Source organism: Enterobacter sp. BRE11 (genome assembly GCF_031844285.1).
Taxonomy (GTDB): domain Bacteria; phylum Pseudomonadota; class Gammaproteobacteria; order Enterobacterales; family Enterobacteriaceae; genus Pantoea.
The window spans coordinates 246,677-261,783 of sequence record NZ_JAUZUX010000001.1; the positions used below are offsets into that span (position 1 = coordinate 246,677).

The 15,107-nt window shown below is 61.0% G+C and carries 16 protein-coding genes; 4 read left to right on the forward strand and 12 right to left on the reverse strand.

Annotated features, from left to right (window positions below):
• The first annotated feature begins 69 nt into the window (after positions 1-69).
• Positions 70-1,005: a LysR family transcriptional regulator gene (locus tag Q9R34_RS01205; RefSeq protein ID WP_485892069.1), complete on the forward strand. Its 936-nt coding sequence runs from the start codon at positions 70-72 to the stop codon at positions 1,003-1,005.
• On the opposite strand, the gene mdcH is transcribed toward Q9R34_RS01205, so the two are convergent.
• The 9 genes from mdcH to Q9R34_RS01250 form a co-directional block, all read right to left on the reverse strand.
• Complete coding sequence (gene mdcH, locus Q9R34_RS01210) at positions 986-1,888, reverse strand: malonate decarboxylase subunit epsilon (RefSeq protein ID WP_485892070.1); 903 nt, start codon at positions 1,886-1,888, stop codon at positions 986-988. The two genes, Q9R34_RS01205 and mdcH, sit on opposite strands and share 20 nt — an antisense overlap.
• Positions 1,885-2,505, reverse strand: a complete 621-nt coding sequence (locus tag Q9R34_RS01215) for a malonate decarboxylase holo-ACP synthase (protein ID WP_485892071.1) — start codon at positions 2,503-2,505, stop codon at positions 1,885-1,887. Before Q9R34_RS01215 ends, mdcH begins: the two co-directional genes overlap by 4 nt.
• A gap of 1 nt (position 2,506) precedes the next feature.
• Positions 2,507-3,466 carry an AEC family transporter gene (locus tag Q9R34_RS01220; RefSeq protein ID WP_485892072.1) on the reverse strand — a complete coding sequence of 320 codons (960 nt, stop codon included), beginning with the start codon at positions 3,464-3,466 and terminating at the stop codon, positions 2,507-2,509.
• Between the two features lie 136 nt (positions 3,467-3,602).
• Positions 3,603-4,403 carry a biotin-independent malonate decarboxylase subunit gamma gene (gene mdcE / locus Q9R34_RS01225; protein ID WP_434123916.1) on the reverse strand — a complete coding sequence of 267 codons (801 nt, stop codon included), beginning with the start codon at positions 4,401-4,403 and terminating at the stop codon, positions 3,603-3,605.
• Positions 4,403-5,236: a biotin-independent malonate decarboxylase subunit beta gene (locus Q9R34_RS01230; RefSeq protein ID WP_485892073.1), complete on the reverse strand. Its 834-nt coding sequence runs from the start codon at positions 5,234-5,236 to the stop codon at positions 4,403-4,405. The genes mdcE and Q9R34_RS01230 overlap by 1 nt, the downstream gene beginning before the upstream one ends.
• Complete coding sequence (mdcC, locus tag Q9R34_RS01235) at positions 5,229-5,528, reverse strand: malonate decarboxylase acyl carrier protein (protein ID WP_103795029.1); 300 nt, start codon at positions 5,526-5,528, stop codon at positions 5,229-5,231. The genes Q9R34_RS01230 and mdcC overlap by 8 nt, the downstream gene beginning before the upstream one ends.
• Before the next feature lie 8 nt (positions 5,529-5,536).
• On the reverse strand, positions 5,537-6,400 hold the full coding sequence (locus Q9R34_RS01240) for a triphosphoribosyl-dephospho-CoA synthase (RefSeq protein WP_485892074.1): 864 nt from the start codon (positions 6,398-6,400) through the stop codon (positions 5,537-5,539).
• Positions 6,400-8,055: a malonate decarboxylase subunit alpha gene (gene mdcA / locus Q9R34_RS01245; RefSeq protein ID WP_434123919.1), complete on the reverse strand. Its 1,656-nt coding sequence runs from the start codon at positions 8,053-8,055 to the stop codon at positions 6,400-6,402. The genes Q9R34_RS01240 and mdcA overlap by 1 nt, the downstream gene beginning before the upstream one ends.
• 287 nt (positions 8,056-8,342) lie before the next feature.
• Positions 8,343-9,239, reverse strand: coding sequence for a LysR family transcriptional regulator (locus tag Q9R34_RS01250; protein WP_485892075.1), 897 nt, complete (start codon positions 9,237-9,239; stop codon positions 8,343-8,345).
• Positions 9,240-9,377: 138 nt separating this feature from the next.
• Between Q9R34_RS01250 and Q9R34_RS01255 the strand changes: the two genes are divergently transcribed.
• Positions 9,378-9,944, forward strand: a complete 567-nt coding sequence (locus tag Q9R34_RS01255) for a non-oxidative hydroxyarylic acid decarboxylases subunit B (protein ID WP_434123922.1) — start codon at positions 9,378-9,380, stop codon at positions 9,942-9,944.
• Between the two features lie 38 nt (positions 9,945-9,982).
• Positions 9,983-11,491 carry a UbiD family decarboxylase gene (locus Q9R34_RS01260; protein WP_485892077.1) on the forward strand — a complete coding sequence of 503 codons (1,509 nt, stop codon included), beginning with the start codon at positions 9,983-9,985 and terminating at the stop codon, positions 11,489-11,491.
• Between the two features lie 90 nt (positions 11,492-11,581).
• Here the strand turns inward: Q9R34_RS01260 and Q9R34_RS01265 are convergent, their stop codons facing one another.
• Positions 11,582-12,214, reverse strand: coding sequence for a hypothetical protein (locus Q9R34_RS01265; RefSeq protein ID WP_485892078.1), 633 nt, complete (start codon positions 12,212-12,214; stop codon positions 11,582-11,584).
• Positions 12,215-12,478: 264 nt separating this feature from the next.
• Between Q9R34_RS01265 and Q9R34_RS01270 the strand changes: the two genes are divergently transcribed.
• Positions 12,479-12,715 carry a DUF2171 domain-containing protein gene (locus Q9R34_RS01270; RefSeq protein ID WP_276740926.1) on the forward strand — a complete coding sequence of 79 codons (237 nt, stop codon included), beginning with the start codon at positions 12,479-12,481 and terminating at the stop codon, positions 12,713-12,715.
• Between the two features lie 109 nt (positions 12,716-12,824).
• Here the strand turns inward: Q9R34_RS01270 and qhpR are convergent, their stop codons facing one another.
• Complete coding sequence (gene qhpR, locus Q9R34_RS01275) at positions 12,825-13,877, reverse strand: AraC-like transcriptional regulator QhpR (RefSeq protein ID WP_485892080.1); 1,053 nt, start codon at positions 13,875-13,877, stop codon at positions 12,825-12,827.
• Positions 13,878-14,015: 138 nt separating this feature from the next.
• Positions 14,016-15,020, reverse strand: a complete 1,005-nt coding sequence (locus Q9R34_RS01280; RefSeq protein ID WP_485892081.1) for a phosphotransferase enzyme family protein — start codon at positions 15,018-15,020, stop codon at positions 14,016-14,018.
• Positions 15,021-15,107 lie beyond the last annotated feature (87 nt).

Here is a 15,107-nt window from a genome sequence, read left to right on the forward strand (position 1 = left end):
TGGCTGCAGCACAGGGCGCGCCAGGATTACTCTTTACGCCCGCTTAAGGAGATCCGCCAAGGAAAAAGCATGAATAACGACATTAATCAGGAGATTACCTTCCGCAAGCTCAGCGTTTTTATGATGTTTATGACCAAAGGCAATATCGCGCGCACGGCGGAGGCGCTCGATCTGAGCAGCGTCAGCGTGCACCGCGCGCTGCACACGCTGGAAGAGGGGATCAACTGCCCGCTGTTTATCCATAAAGGGCGCAATCTGGTGCCGCTGCCCGCCGCCTGGACGCTGCTGGAGTATTGCCAGGACGTTACCGCGCTGATGAGCAAAGGCATCGAAGAGGCAAGGCAGGTGGCAGGCGTAGGCTGCGGTCGGTTAAGGCTCGGCACGCTCTACTCGCTCACCCTGGAGACCATTCCCCGCCTGATTATGGGCATGAAGCTGCGACGCCCCGCGCTTGAGCTCGATCTGACCATGGGCTCCAACCAGATGCTGCTCAATATGCTTGAGGACGATGCGCTCGACGCGATTGTGATCGCCACCGACAGCGGCGAACTCAACAACCCCAATTTTGATGTGATCCCGCTGTTTCACGACCATATTTTTCTCGCCGCCCCAGCGGGCGAAAAGCTCGATACCTCGCGCGACGCCGATCTGCGCGACTACGCCGATCGCGATTTTGTCTCGCTGGCGGAGGGCTTCGCCACCTATGCCGGCTTTCAGGAGGCGTTTCAGGTGGCCGGATTCGAGCCGCGCATCGTTACCAAAGTCAACGACATCTTTTCGCTGGTCAGTCTGGTGCAGGCGGGGATGGGCTTCTCGCTGATCCCTGGCCGCATGAAAAAGGTTTATGAAAACAGCGTGCAGCTGGTCAGGCTGGCAGAGCCTTACCAGATGCGCCAGCGGGTTTCTATCGTCTACTCACACCGTCGCGAGCGCGATCAGGATCTGCTGGCGCTCGCTGCGGAAGGCCGCATGTACGCGCGCAGCCTTACTGACTCAGCCGTTTAGCCAGGTGGCGCGCGACCTCGACGCTGTTACGCTCCATGCAGATCGCCTCTCCCTGCCAGCCCGCCTGGTGGGTCAGCCCGGTCAGCACATTACCCGGCGGCATCTCAATCGCCAGCCGGGCGTCGCGCTGATTGGCCGCGATCACCGCGTCGCTCCACTGTACGGTGCGCGCCATATTAAAGGCCAGATCGTCGGCGATTTTGGCGGGCTCCCAAATCACGCGGCCGGTCGAGCCGCTCAGATAAGCGCATGAGGGCCGCGACAGCGAGACCGAGGCGAAAGCGCTGGCAAGCTCCGCCGCAGGCTTATCCAGCAGCGCGCAGTGGGACGGCACGCTGACCGCCAGCCGCGTCGCCTTGCTGGCCCCCGCGTCGAGCGCTTTTTGCGCCACCGCCGCCATATCCTCGTCGCGTCCGGCGATCACCGTCTGGGTGTCCGCGTTGATATTGGCGATATAAGTATTGCTGCCCGCCATCAGCTTTTCCAGCTGGCTGAGCGTCAGCCCGACGATAGCAGTCAGGCCGTAGCCGTGGGGATAAGCGCTCTCCATCAGATCGCCGCGCAGCGCGACCAGCCGCAGCGCGTCGCCTAAATCGAGCGCGCCCGCCACCACGGCGGCAGGAAAGGCGCCGATAGATAAGCCGCTGACGATGTCCGGCTTCACGCCGTTTCTGATCAGCTCGCGCGCCCAGGCAACGCCAGCAATCAGCAGAGAGAGCTGCACGGCGCGCGTGTGGCGCAGCGCCTCCGGCGTGTCGAGCGCGTCGGTCTCATCGCCCAGCACGGCGCGCACGCTGCTCAGCAGCGCCTCTCCGTCTGGCAGATTGCGCAGCATGCCGGGACGCTGCGTGCCCTGGCCAGGAAAGGTAAAGAGGATTTTCATAAAGTCTCCCTGCTCCAGGGCGAGGCGGTCAGCACCGGGCCAGCGGCGGTCTTCACCAGCGCGCGCCCGTCGCGCAGCCACTCGCTGAGCGCGAACGCGCCTGACGGCGTTTCAACCTGGGTGTCGACGCGGCAGGGCAAACTCTCCGTCTGCGCCTGCCACTGCTGTAAAAGGTCGCGCGCCAGCGGCTGCGGCGCGCGGATGGTTAAATCGAGATCGCTGCCTTTATGCAGCACCGAAATAGCCGTTGCCAGCGCATAGCCGACGCTGCCGGTAACGCCCCAGCGCCAGGGCCAGCGCTGCTCGCTGAGCGCAAGCGCCGCCTGGATCGGGCGGTAAGCGACAAAAGGCGACGCCAGCAGGCAGGCGCGATCGGCGAGCATTTCCGGCGTAGCGACGCGCAGGATATCCGCCGCCTGCACCCACGCTGCGGCGCGCTGCTCCCGTCGCGCGCCGCGCACGCCGACCGGGATGCGATCCGCCGTCGCGACGTCGCGCCTTACCACCACTGGCAAGCCGAGGTGCCAGTGCTGGCTGACCCACGCCTCTTTCACCGACAGCAGCGCGCTGTCGGCGCGAAGCCAGAGCAGGTCGTGAGGGCGCGGGATCGTCGTCATATCAAATTCCTGAAGTCAGCGTAATAAACAGCGGCAGCGACAGAATACAGAGCACCGAGCTAAGCAGCAGCACCGCTTCCGCATCGGGCGACTGCACGCCGAAGCGGTTGCCGAACACCACGCCGAAGAAACCGGCGGAGAGCGCAATCATCAGAATCGCGGTAATCGCCACCGGGCCGCTCAGGCCGAGCGCGGCGACGATGCCCCAGGCGATAAAGGGCTGGATCAGCAGCTTCGCGACGGTGCCGACGCCGACCACGGCGTTGGGTTTCAGCTTACGGGCAGAGAGGATGACCCCGGTCAGGAACAGCGCCGCCGCCGTCGCCGCCAGGCCGAGCGGTTTAATCGCCGCCAGCACCAGATCCGGCATTTTAATGCCGATAGCCGACAGTATCACCCCGACCAGCGGGCCAAGCACGATCGGTTTTTTCACCGAACGCCACATCAGCACCGGCAGCATCGCGAAGGTGGAGCCGTGATCTTCACCCGCGGCGCGCGCTTTTTCGCGCTCCAGAATCAGCAGGCAGAGCGGCGTCAGCAGCACCGAGCCGCAGGCGATCGACACCGCCACGGAGAGCGATGTCGTGGCGTTTTCCCCCAGTACGCTGCCAAGGATCGGCAGACCCAGCGCGGCGTAGTTCGGCAGCGCCACGGTAAGCGTCAGCACCGCCGCATCCTGCGGGGATTTTTTAAATATTTTGGTGGCGAGGAAATAGCTAGCCGCATAGGTTATCCACATGGCGCCGGTGAGCACCACAATCAGCGGCCACTGCGCCACGATGCCAGGCCAGGCGGTTTGCACCGTGGCGCTAAACAGCGCGGCGGGCAGCGCAAAGTCCATAACAAAAATATTCAGCAGCGAGACGTTTTTATTGTCGACCATACCGGCTTTACCGGCCCAGAAACCCAGCAGCATAATCACAAAGATTGGCGCAAGGGCATGAACAATGATGTAAATCATAAATCACCTGTAGTTAAGAAATAAGATTCCAGTCACGCGATGTTTATAATTTCTAAAAGCGGCCCTCACTCCGGGGCGCGGCGGTGCGTCCCGAACAGGCCGGTTCCGGCAGGTCTGTTTTTATCTGTTTCTGTTTTTACCAGGCGGCGCGCATACGCTCGCGCACCAGGGAGGAGCTGCGGCGGTTTTCCGCGCCGAGCCGGGTTTTCAGCGATGGATCCTGGCGGGCGTCGGCGATCGCCTTCTGCAGCGCGATTTCAACCTGTGCCAGATCGGCGTCGGAAGGCGCGTCCGGGTTGCTGATGGTGAGCAGATCGGCCAGCAGACCAAGGGTAGCGAAGTTGCTGACGTCATAGGCCATCGGCGGAATGGTCGCCGCCAGTTTTTCCAGCGCCTCGACCGTGCGCAGCGTAATGCGCGCGGCGGACGCTTTGCCCATCGCATGCACCAGCACGCCCTGATCGTTGATGGCGATCAGACGGTTTGCCTGATAGCCGTGCGCCAGAAACGCGCCCGACATCGCCTTGCCGACGATCAGGCCAATCACCGGATGTCCCGCCAGACGCGCGTTGGCATAGGCGCCAGCGGCGCCGGCAAGCGCCTGATGGATGCCGAATGCCTCTTCGCGTCGGCCGTAGGCCTGGCTCGGCACGTCGATGACCGCGATAATCGGGCGCTTCACCTCGCTGTTTTTATCTGCGTCGATGGTTTCGTGAACCACCTTCGCCAGCGTCCAGCCCTCCAGCAGCCCGACTTCGCCGCGCGCGGCGCGCGGGTAGTGGTTGTTTGCATCGGGCACGACGGCGATCAGACGTACGCGCTCGCCGTTGAGTTCGCCGTCAGCCACCTGAACCGAGTCGCACAGGCCGCTCAGGCGCTGCGCATTGGGTGCCAGTTTTTCCAGCCAGGTCGCACCGCGACTGATAGTCTGGGTCATTATTTATCCTCCCGGGCAAAAAGCTGTTTAATCTGCGCCGTGTCCGCCTGCTGACGCGTATCAAAATTCGTCAGGCGCGGCAGGAAGTCGGCATAGTTGTCGCTGCGGTGCTGCGCCGGCACCCCTTTTTCAATAAAGGTATTCATCGCGGTTTTCACGGCGCTGATGCCGTCGTCGACCAGCGCGTCGGCCAGCCCGCTCGCGTAGCGAATTTCGCCGCCGGTCATGCTCCAGATAAAGGGGCGGTCGCGCGAGTCATACTCTTCGATGCCCGCTTCCTGCTCGATAACCTGCGGGCCGTTAAGCCCCAGCCGCGCCTCGCGCGTGACGATCAGATAGCTGCAGAGCGCGGCGACGATCGACATGCCGCCGAAGCAGCCGACGGTGCCGGCAATAATGCCGATCACCGGCGTATAGCGGCGCAGATCGACGATGGCGGCGTGGATATCGGCAATCGCCGCCAGTCCCAGATTCGCCTCCTGTAGCCGCACGCCGCCGGTTTCCAGGCAGAGCACCGCCTGGGTCGGAATACCGTTGCGGTTGTCTTCCGCCGCCAGCTCTAACGCCGCCGCCATTTTCGCGCCGGAGACTTCGCCCATGCTGCCACCCTGGAAGGTTCCCTCGATGGCGATGACCACCGCGGACTGGCCGTTGATGGTGCCGCGCGCGACCACCATGCCGTCATCGGACTGCGGCACGACGCCCTGCGGCGCCAGCCAGGGCGACATAATGCCCTCAAAGGGATCGAGCAGTTCGCGATAGCTGCCCTCGTCCAGCAGCGCATGGGCGCGCTCGCGGGCGCGCAGCTCGATAAAACTCGGATCGTTACGCATGGCTCACCTCTTCAAAAACCTGTTCGATACGGATACGCGCAACGCCCGGCGTCGCGCCGAAATCGTGGATCACCAGCTGCCCGGCAGGCAGGCCGTTGATCAGGCTGAGACGATCAAACAGCGCCTTCCAGCGGGCGTCGCTGTTGTCGAGAGAGGTGGTGATATCAATACTCAGCGTTTGCCCTTCGGCTGCGGTGAACAGCACTTCCATATCACCGGAGCCAACGACCCCTGCAAGGGCTCTGCCGCTGAAGGTGCGGTTAGCAGGGAAAGATAGTGTGATGTGTTCCATAACGTCCTCTAAAGAAAAGCGTGATGGGCAGTAACGGCTACCCTGTCAATAAACAGCGTGGCGGCCAGCAGATCGGCGGCGCCGCCCGGCGAGGCGTTCAGGGCCAGCATATCGGCATCCAGCTGCGCCAGCGCGCGCTGGCCCTGCGGCGTCATGCAGCCGCCAGCCAGCAGCACCGCGCGGGCGCCCGCCTGCATGGTCTGCAGGCCCTCGAGACCGGCGCGCGAGAGCACGCAGGTGTCGCTGAGGGAGGTCATGATCGCCATCAGGGCGTCAAGCCGCGCTTCGCCTTCACTCGCGCCCGCCGCGCGGCTGCGCAGCAGCTGCGGCAGCGCCAGCCTGACAACGTGCGGAAAGGCCTGCTGCGCCTCTTCCCGCGCGCCAGGCACGCGATAGCGATGCGTCGCCTTCAGCCCTTTGCTGAACAGCTTCGGCGCGGCGCGATCGGGCAGGCTGGCCAGCGACGCCGCACTACGAGCAAGCCGCTCCGCGTCGGCGCAGCCGCCGTTCATCGCCGCGGCGCTGACCAGCAGGCCCAGCGCCCAAATAGCGCCCCGATGGGTGTTGACGCCGCCGGTGGCCGCCATCATCTGCCGCTCCCCTTCCCGCCCGAGACGGCCGACCGCTTCCCGCAGGGCGACGTCGGCCGGACGCTGCCAGCACTGACACGCCAGCTGCAGAAAAGTCGGCTGCAGGCTGCAGGCCGAGCGCTCCATCAGCGCCAGCGTCAGATCCTGATGCGCCCCGCTGCCGCGGCTGTCCACCAGACCCGGCTTCGGACTGAGGCGCGCCTCATCGATCAGGCAGTCGCGCGCGATGGCCGCCAGCTGACTCACCTGCATCTCGGCTTGCGTCTGTGACAGGCGTTTCATTACCAGCTCCGGAATTTTGCCGGCGGGTTGTAGAGGCCGCCTGACCATTCGACCAGATCCGCGACGCTGCCTGCGGCGAGCAGAGAGCGCGTGGCGTCTGAGCGGCGAATGCCCATATCTTCCGGATAGACAACCTTGCCGCTTTTACGCAGCGCGGCCACGCGCGCGGCGTCGACGCCCAGACCGATATCGGTGATGCCCGCGACAGCGGCCACCATGGCGCGGCGCTCCTCAAGGCTGTCGGCGCGATAGAGATAGGCGATGCCCTCTTCGGTCAGCACGTGGGTCACGTCATCGCCGTAAATCATCACCGGCGCCAGCGGCATACCGGACGATTTCGCCACTTCCACGGCGTCGAGCTGCTCGACGAAGGTCGGCTTCGCGCCCGCCTGGAAGGTTTCCACCATCTGCACCACCAGCTTTTTACCGCGCTGCATCGGGTCGGGCTCGGTCATCATATTGAGCCAGGCGGGCGTCGCATGGCGGCGACCGTGGGGATCGTGGCCCATGTTTGGCGCGCCGCCGAAGCCGGACAGGCGACCGCGCGTCACGGTAGAGGAGTTCGCCAGCCCGTCGACCTGCAGTGTCGCGCCGATAAACATATCAACCGCGTACTGACCAGCCAGCTGGCAGAAGGCGCGGTTAGAGCGCATCGAGCCGTCGCTGCCGGTGAAGAAAATGTCTGGACGGGCGCGGATATACTCTTCCATTCCCAGCTCGCCGCCGAAACAGTGCACGCTCTCTACCCAGCCGCTCTCAATCGCCGGAATCAGCGTCGGATGCGGGTTCAGCGTCCAGTGCTTACAGATTTTGCCTTTCAGCCCGAGCTGCTCGCCGTAGGTCGGCAGCAGCAGTTCGATGGCGGCGGTGTTGAAGCCGATGCCGTGGTTGAGCGACTGCACCTGGTGTTCGGCGTAGATGCCCTTGATCGCCATCATCGCCATCAGGATATGCTCCTGCTTGATCAGACGAGGATCGCGCGTGAACAGCGGTTCAATGAAAAAAGGTTTGTCGGCGACGACGATGTAATCAATCCAGGAGGCGGGAATATCGACGCGCGGCAGGTCGCTTTCATCATCCACCAGCTCGTTGACCTGGGCGATAACGATGCCGTCGCGGAACGCGGCGGCTTCTACCAGCGCTGGCGTATCTTCGGTGCTGGGGCCGGTGTAGAGATTGCCTTTGCGGTCAGCTTTATAACCGGCAATCAGCGCCACGTTCGGGCTGAGATCGACGTAGAGTCGGGAATAGAGTTCGATGTAGGTGTGGATGGCGCCAATTTCCAGCTGGCCATCCTGCAGAAGCTGGGAAATACGTAAACTCTGCGGGCCGGAAAATGAAAAATCGAGTTTGCGGGCGATGCCCTTTTCAAAAATATCGAGATGTTCACTACGGCCTACGCTGGGCATAATCATATGCAGGTCATGGACTTTTGCCGGATCCACTTCAGCCAGCGTACGCGATAAAAAATCGGCCTGCTTCTGGTTATTTCCCTCAAGGACAACGCGGTCGCCAGGGGCAATTAACTTCTCCAGCGCGTCTACCGCTCTTTCAGTCGGGATGACTTTACCGTCTACGGGAAAGGATGCCAGACGACGCGCTTTTTCGCTGCGGCGCGTATTCCATTCCCGTACCGGCGCTTGGCCAGTGTGCATTATAACCTCCTGATTGAGATAATCATTTTATCGTTCATGCCAGCGAAGTCTGCGCGTTCTGCATAGGTGATTCAATTAAGCCCAGGATAAGATCCTTAGCTTTAGAGTAATGATTCAGGGTGAGCTGGGAATAAACGAAGCATGAAGGAAAAGTGTAGACCTCACCCCAATAAGAAAAAGGCCATCACGAAATATTATTATTTTTGAAATAATTTACCGATGAAAATTCTTTCTTTTTAGTAAGATAAAAAACTGGCTGGAACAGGGAGCGGGCAGCGTTATTTTCATCACTGGCGGGCGCTAAATAGCGACTGCGTATTTTTAATAAACCGCAGCACGTCCTGACTGCGCGTGCCCTCTTTCCAGCAAAGATACAAAGAGGTGGTCACGGCGGTGTCGATAATATCTAACGCCATCACATCCTGGCGCAGAAAATGACGCTGCGAAGCGGGAATACAGGTTATTCCCACCCCCATCGCCGTCAGGTTAATGGCGGTATTAACGTCCCGCGCCCGCACTATTTTCGCTGGCACCAGGCCCGCTTCCGTATACATACGCAGCACGGCGCCGCCCAGCCCGACGCCGTCGGGATCCTGCTGAACGATCAGGGTTTCGCCCGCCAGATCGCGCAGGCTGACCGGCTTATCTCCGGTACGATGATGGTCGTCGGGTATCACCGCGCAGAGCGCCGTCTGATGGATTTCCCGGCAGGCGAGAAAGCGAAAATCGGGCAGCGGCCCGCGCAGAATGCCTGCATCCAGCTCGCCGCTCTGCAGCAGGCCGATCTGCTGATTGACGTTATATTCCATCGGCTCAAGGCGGATCGCCGGGAACTGGCTTCTGAAACTTCGCAGCGCCCTGACCAGCAGCGGCTCCAGCACCGCCGTGCCGACATAGCCGAGCCGCAACAACCCCCGGCTGCCGGCGGCGACCTCTTTGACGGTTGCGCGCAGGTTGTCGATCCTCTGCACCGTGCGCTCCGCCTCCTCAAGCAGCAGTTGCCCTTCGACCGTCAGGCTGACCTGACGTTTGTTACGCTCGAACAGCCTGACGCCCCAGCTCTGCTCCAGCGACTGAATATGCTGGCTCAGCGCAGGTTGCGTCAGGCCGACCTCCGCCGCCGCGCGGGCAAAATGCAGGGTGCGCGCCAGGGTAATGAAGGAGCGCAGCTTAGGGTATTCCATGACTCACCTGATAAAGGTTACTTATTAATAAAAGCATAATACCAATTAGACCCTTATCAGTCTCAGCGTTATCTTCCTCCCATACCGCTATCCGGCCCGTTCGGGCTCGGTACCTTTCCACCTGACTCAGGAGGCTGCATGAGAATTATTGTCGGCATGACCGGCGCAACGGGCGCGCCGCTCGCGGTGACCCTGCTGCGCAAGCTGGCGGCGATGCCGCATGTAGAGACGCATCTGATCGTCTCCCGCTGGGGTAAAACCACCCTTGAGCACGAGACAGGTTTGCCGCTAAAGGATCTTAAAGCGCTGGCGGACGTTTACCACAGCGCCGGCGATCAGGCCGCGACTATCTCCTCTGGATCCTTTGTCACTGACGGGATGATCATCATTCCCTGCAGCATGAAAACGCTGGCGGGCATTCGCAGTGGTTATGCTGAAGGGTTGATTGGCCGCGCGGCAGATGTGGTGCTGAAAGAGCAGCGCAAACTGGTGCTGGTCGCGCGGGAAACGCCGCTGAACACCATCCATCTGGAAAATATGCTCGCCCTTTCGCGCATGGGCGTCAGCATCATTCCCCCTGTTCCTGCCTGGTATAACCACCCTGAGACCATCGCGGATGTTGAAAACCATATCGCCGGTCGCGTGCTCGATCAGTTTGGGCTGGAGAGCGCGCAATCGACCCGCTGGCAGGGCCTGGCCCGCTAAGCGCCCGGCTAACTCTTACTTTGCTTCAGGAGAAAAAGATGACAGATATTACACAGCGCCCCGCAGAGGAAAAAAGCGTCGATCTACGTGCCGCCATCGACATACTGAAACAGTATGACGGCGAATATATTGAGACCAGCGAGCCGGTGGATCCGGCCGCCGAGCTGTCGGGGGTTTACCGCTATGTCGGCGCAGGCGGCACGGTGATGCGCCCGACGCGCACCGGGCCGGCGATGGTCTTCAACAACGTGAAAGGCTATGAGGATTTTCGCGTGCTGATCGGCCTGCTCGCTTCGCGTCAGCGGGTGGCGCGACTGCTGGGGGTGCCGAAAGAGAATCTGGCTAACCTGCTGCGCGAATCGGTGCATCGCGCCATCGCGCCGGTGGTGATCCCCAACGAGCGGGCGGTCTGTCAGGAGGTGGTGCATCTGGCGTCCGACGAAGGATTCGATATCCGTACGCTGCTGCCAGCGCCGACCAATACGCCTGAAGACGCAGGCCCTTACTTCACGCTCGGCATGTGCTACGCCGCCGACCCGGAAACGGGAGAGAATGATGTAACTATTCACCGCCTCTGCGTGCAGGGCAAAGATGAGATCTCAATCTATTTCGTGCCGGGCCGTCATCTCGATCAGTTCCGCATCAAAGCGGAACAGGCTGGCAACGCCCTGCCGATTACCATCAGCATCGGCGTGGATCCGGCCATCGAAATCGGCGCCTGCTTCGAGCCGCCAACGACGCCGCTGGGCTTTGACGAGCTGGCGATCGCTGGCGGGCTGCGCGGACGCGCGGTAGAGCTGGTTGAAGGGGTCGCGGTCAAGGCGCGCGCCATCGCCAACGCGGAGATTGTCATCGAAGGCGAGCTGATCCCCAACTATCGCGTTCAGGAAGATCAGCACACCCACACCGGCAAAGCGATGCCGGAGTTCCCGGGCTACACCGGCGAAGCGCAGGCGGCCGTGCCGGTTATCAAAGTGAAAGCGGTCACGCACCGCAAGCACCCTATTCTGCAGACCTGCATCGGGCCAAGTGACGAGCACACCAGTCTCGCCGGCATTCCGACCGAGGCAAGCATTCTTGATATGGTGGAGCGCGCGCTGCCGGGACTGGTGAAAAATGTCCACTGCCCGTCGCCGGGCACCGGCAAATATATGGCGGTGCTGCAGATCAACAAGCGCGGGCCGCAGGATGAAGGACGCCAGCGTCAGGCGGCGCTACTCGCCTTCTCCGCCTTTTCAGAGCTTAAACATGTTTTTCTGGTGGATGACGATGTCGATATCTTCGATTTGAACGATGTGATCTGGGCAATGACGACGCGCTATCAGGCCGACGTGGATACGGTGTTTATTCCCGGCGTGCGCTGCCATCCGCTCGATCCGTCGCAGGATCCTGCGTTCAGCCCCTCTATCCGGGCGCACGGTATCACCTGCAAAACGATTTACGACTGCACGGTGCCCTATGACCTTAAGTCCAGCTTCCAGCGTTCGCAGTTTATGGAGGTTGACGTCAACCGCTTTGTGCCGGGTTTCATGGAGAGTGCAAAATAACGGTCAGACATTGTCGCTGCGCCAGCGGGCCAGCGACACCCTCCCGCTCTGCCCTGCCGGAAAGCGCCCTGTGCGCGCCGGCAACGGCGCTCAATCGAGCGGTACCGTGCTAATCACCACGCGCCGGTTGAGGTGGCTCTGCGGCTCTGCGCCCCAGCAAAAAACGGCCCAGTGCGCGCAAAATTCATCCCATCCGCGCACGCGCGCCAGCTTTCTCTCCTGCCAGGCTGCATTGTAGATATAGACGTAGTGTCCCGGATCGCGCAGCGCCCAGGCGATCATTCCTTCCCACATGACGCGAGCGGCATTGGTCTGGGCGCTGTCGGTAACGATGACCGAGTAGGTTTGCAGGAAATAGCGGAAAAAGCGGCGGGCGATGCCGTGTACCGCATGTTCATGCTCGGGTTGCCGGGTGCGCCATACCATGACCTGAATGCAGGCGCGCTCCGGTGAGGTAAAATCCTGCGTCTCCTCCAGCCTGACCGCATAAACCGTTTCCGGCTCAGCTTCGCAGGTCACCATGCGGTACTGCTTTTCATCTGGACAGCTTACCAGACGGTAGCCAAACGGCAGCGTATAGCCCGGCAGGGCAAAATCCGCGCAGCTGCGCGAAAGAAAATCCTGGGTATTTATTCTGTTGGTGGTTTCGGGGCTCAGCACCTGGTTGAAGCTTGTGTCGGGAATAATGATGGGCATCTCATCGTCTGCTATAGATTTTTTCACGGGCTCTCCTCTGGTGCCGGAGGGATTTAGGAACAGACAAAAGTGTAGACGAGATCTCAGCTTTTCTTTTTTAGCGCCCGTCAGGGCCAGCGGAAATAACGGTTTATTGCGGTACAAGGCAGAGGATTTCTCTGTCGTCACGCCCATAGAAAATATTTCATTTTGTTACCGACTTGACCGAACCGACAGGTAGCGACCAGGCTTAATGAGTCCTGAAGCGCATCGGACGATGTGTTTCAACCTACTCACCAGGATGGAGGCATTATGGTAAGCAAATCAGAAATTTTAGATCACGCTCAGGTTGTAGACGTTAACGGTGAACACGTTGGCATCGTTGACCATTTCGAAGGCGAAGACAAAATCAAGCTGGCTAAAAGCGATCCTGAAGCGGGCGGCAAACACCACATCATTCCTTTTAGCTGGGTAAAAGAAGTGGACGATAACAAAGTTATTCTGTCCAAATCGAAAGCCGACGTGGAAAGCGAGTGGCAGTCTGCCTGAGTTCCGGGCCGCGGCGCAGGTCGCGGCCAGGGTTTCTTGATGTCGCTCTCCGCGCATATTGCGCCTTTTCGCCAGCGGCATTATTCCCCCCTCTAACGAGCAAAACCTCTTATTGCGCTTTCCGACAGTCGCGCGGGCTGCAGCCAAACCAGCGCCGGAACGCGCGGGAGAAGGCGCTGACTTCGGAATAGCCCAGCAACAGCGCCATTTCTGACACCGGCAGATGGTGTTGCTTCAGATAGTGGGTCGCCATCTCCTTACGCACGCTGTCCACCAGGGCGGAAAAAGAGGTCTGCTCCTCGCGCAGCCGTCGCTGGAGCGACCAGGCGGACAGCCCCTGTTTCTCAGCGATCGTTTCCAGCGAAGGTTCGCCGCTCAGTAACTGGAGGTGGATGTCGGTGCGGGTTTGATTAACGGTGCCCTGATTGACCGCTGGCGGGCTGAGCCGACGGATCGCATCCTGCATTACCAGCAGCAGCATGGGATCGTGATCCGGCATTTTGCGGCTCAGATCCGTTTTAGCCACCAGCATGGAGTTAAAGGGCTGATCGAAATAGACCGGCGCATCGAAGACTTTACAGTGTTCATGCCAGTGTTCGGGGCGCGGATGCTCGAAGTGGACTTTCCGCGGCGCCCAGTGCCGTCCTGCCGCGTGGCGAATCAGGTTAAGAAACATGCCCAACGTTAACTCCGCATCCTGCCGGCGCAGCAGAATCGCGCCGTGACGCACCTGATAATCGAGCTGCCAGTAATCGCCATGCTCCGTCAGACGGATACAGGTATTGTGCTGATGCCAGGGAAACGCATTCACCACGTTGCGCAGCGCCTGCTCCAGCGTCGCCGAGCACAGGCCGATATAGCCGATCAGTCCCAAAGCCTGCGGGCGGAACTGATGGCCATACTGCAAACCGAAGTTATCTACGCCCGCCTGGCTGGCGGCTTCCTCCAGCACCCGGCAGTAATTCACCAGATCCAGACTCAGCGTCGGGCAGGCAAGCGTATCAGGATCGATGCCGCTGATGCCAAAAATGTGATCCACATCGCCGCCCTGGGCGTTAATGAAATCACCCAGGCCTGTCGCGGCAGCCGACAGGACGCCACGGTGCTGGCTTCCTGCGCTGGACAAGGCTGTAAGTGCCACCTCTGGCAATATGCTGCTCATAATGCTTTCCGCCTGAAACTGAACATCTGTTGTTTCTGCAAAAAACATACCAGCCCTCGGGCGCGTGATAACAGCGACTTAGCGCCGCCGCAAAACAGATTGCACTGCAATTATCCATTCTGGCACCGTCAGAGTGCGCTAAACGCCAATCGGCAAACGAGCGCCTTCGAGGTAGCGATGGCACAGGCGCACCGTGTCGTCGGCCCAGCCGCTGCCCAGGCTGCGCGCCATCTCCGTTTCGCTATGGGAGGCCACCCAGGCCGTCAGCTGAATGCGGCGTTGAATCAGCAGCGAGGGGATCATTGCCAGCTCCTCATCGCTGACGTGCGCCACCTGCTCATAGCCGTTTAACCAGTTCTCCACCCACTGCGGGGCGCTGGGATGGTGCTCGACAAAGCTGATGGCCGCGGCAAGATCGTGCAGGTACCAGCCCATCCCGCAGTCGTCAAAATCGATGACCCGCGTTTCCCCTTTGTGAACCAGCAGATTCGTCAGCCGCAGGTCGGCGTGGATCAGGCCATAGCGATCGGGCGACTGGCCAAATGCCGCCATCTCGCGGCCCACGTGAGCCAGCGTCTCTTCAACGACCGCGTGCTGCGAGCGCGCCAGGCCAGCGACATCCCGCCAGTCGCCCCAGTGGCCAGCCGGGGAAACCATGGTGTGATGATCCCAGACGATGCGGCGAAAGCCCTGCGGCTTTTGCCAGCGCCGGCTGTGGTGGTGCAGCTGCGCGGTGATGCGGCCTAGCTGGCGAAATGCCGCCGGCTCGACCGCATCGGTGAGCATATCGCCCTCTATCCAGTGAAACAGCACGGCATAACGTTCGCCGCCGTCAGACAGGGGAAGCGTCTGAATGCGGCTGCCCTGCCCATCTCTGAGGGCAACCGGCACACAGATCTCTGCGGCCTGGAGGGCGTCCAGCCAGTGAAGCTCGCTTTCGATATCCTGCCTGGCGTGGTAGTCGCCCCGATGAATACGCAACGCATAGCGGCCCTGCGGCGTATTGACAGCCAGGGTCGCGTTCTCGGAACGGCACAGCAGTCTGACCTCAGCGTGCAGACAGCCGGGATAGGCCTGCAATGCCTGATGGGCAAGCTGAAGAATGGCGTCGTTACTCAAGGTGTCATATTGCTTGATGCTCATGTCTGGCTCCCTCTCTCTGCGTGTGGCTTCAGCATGGCGCTGAACCTTCCCTGCACGCTTGACAGGAGAGCAGGCAAAAATTGACTT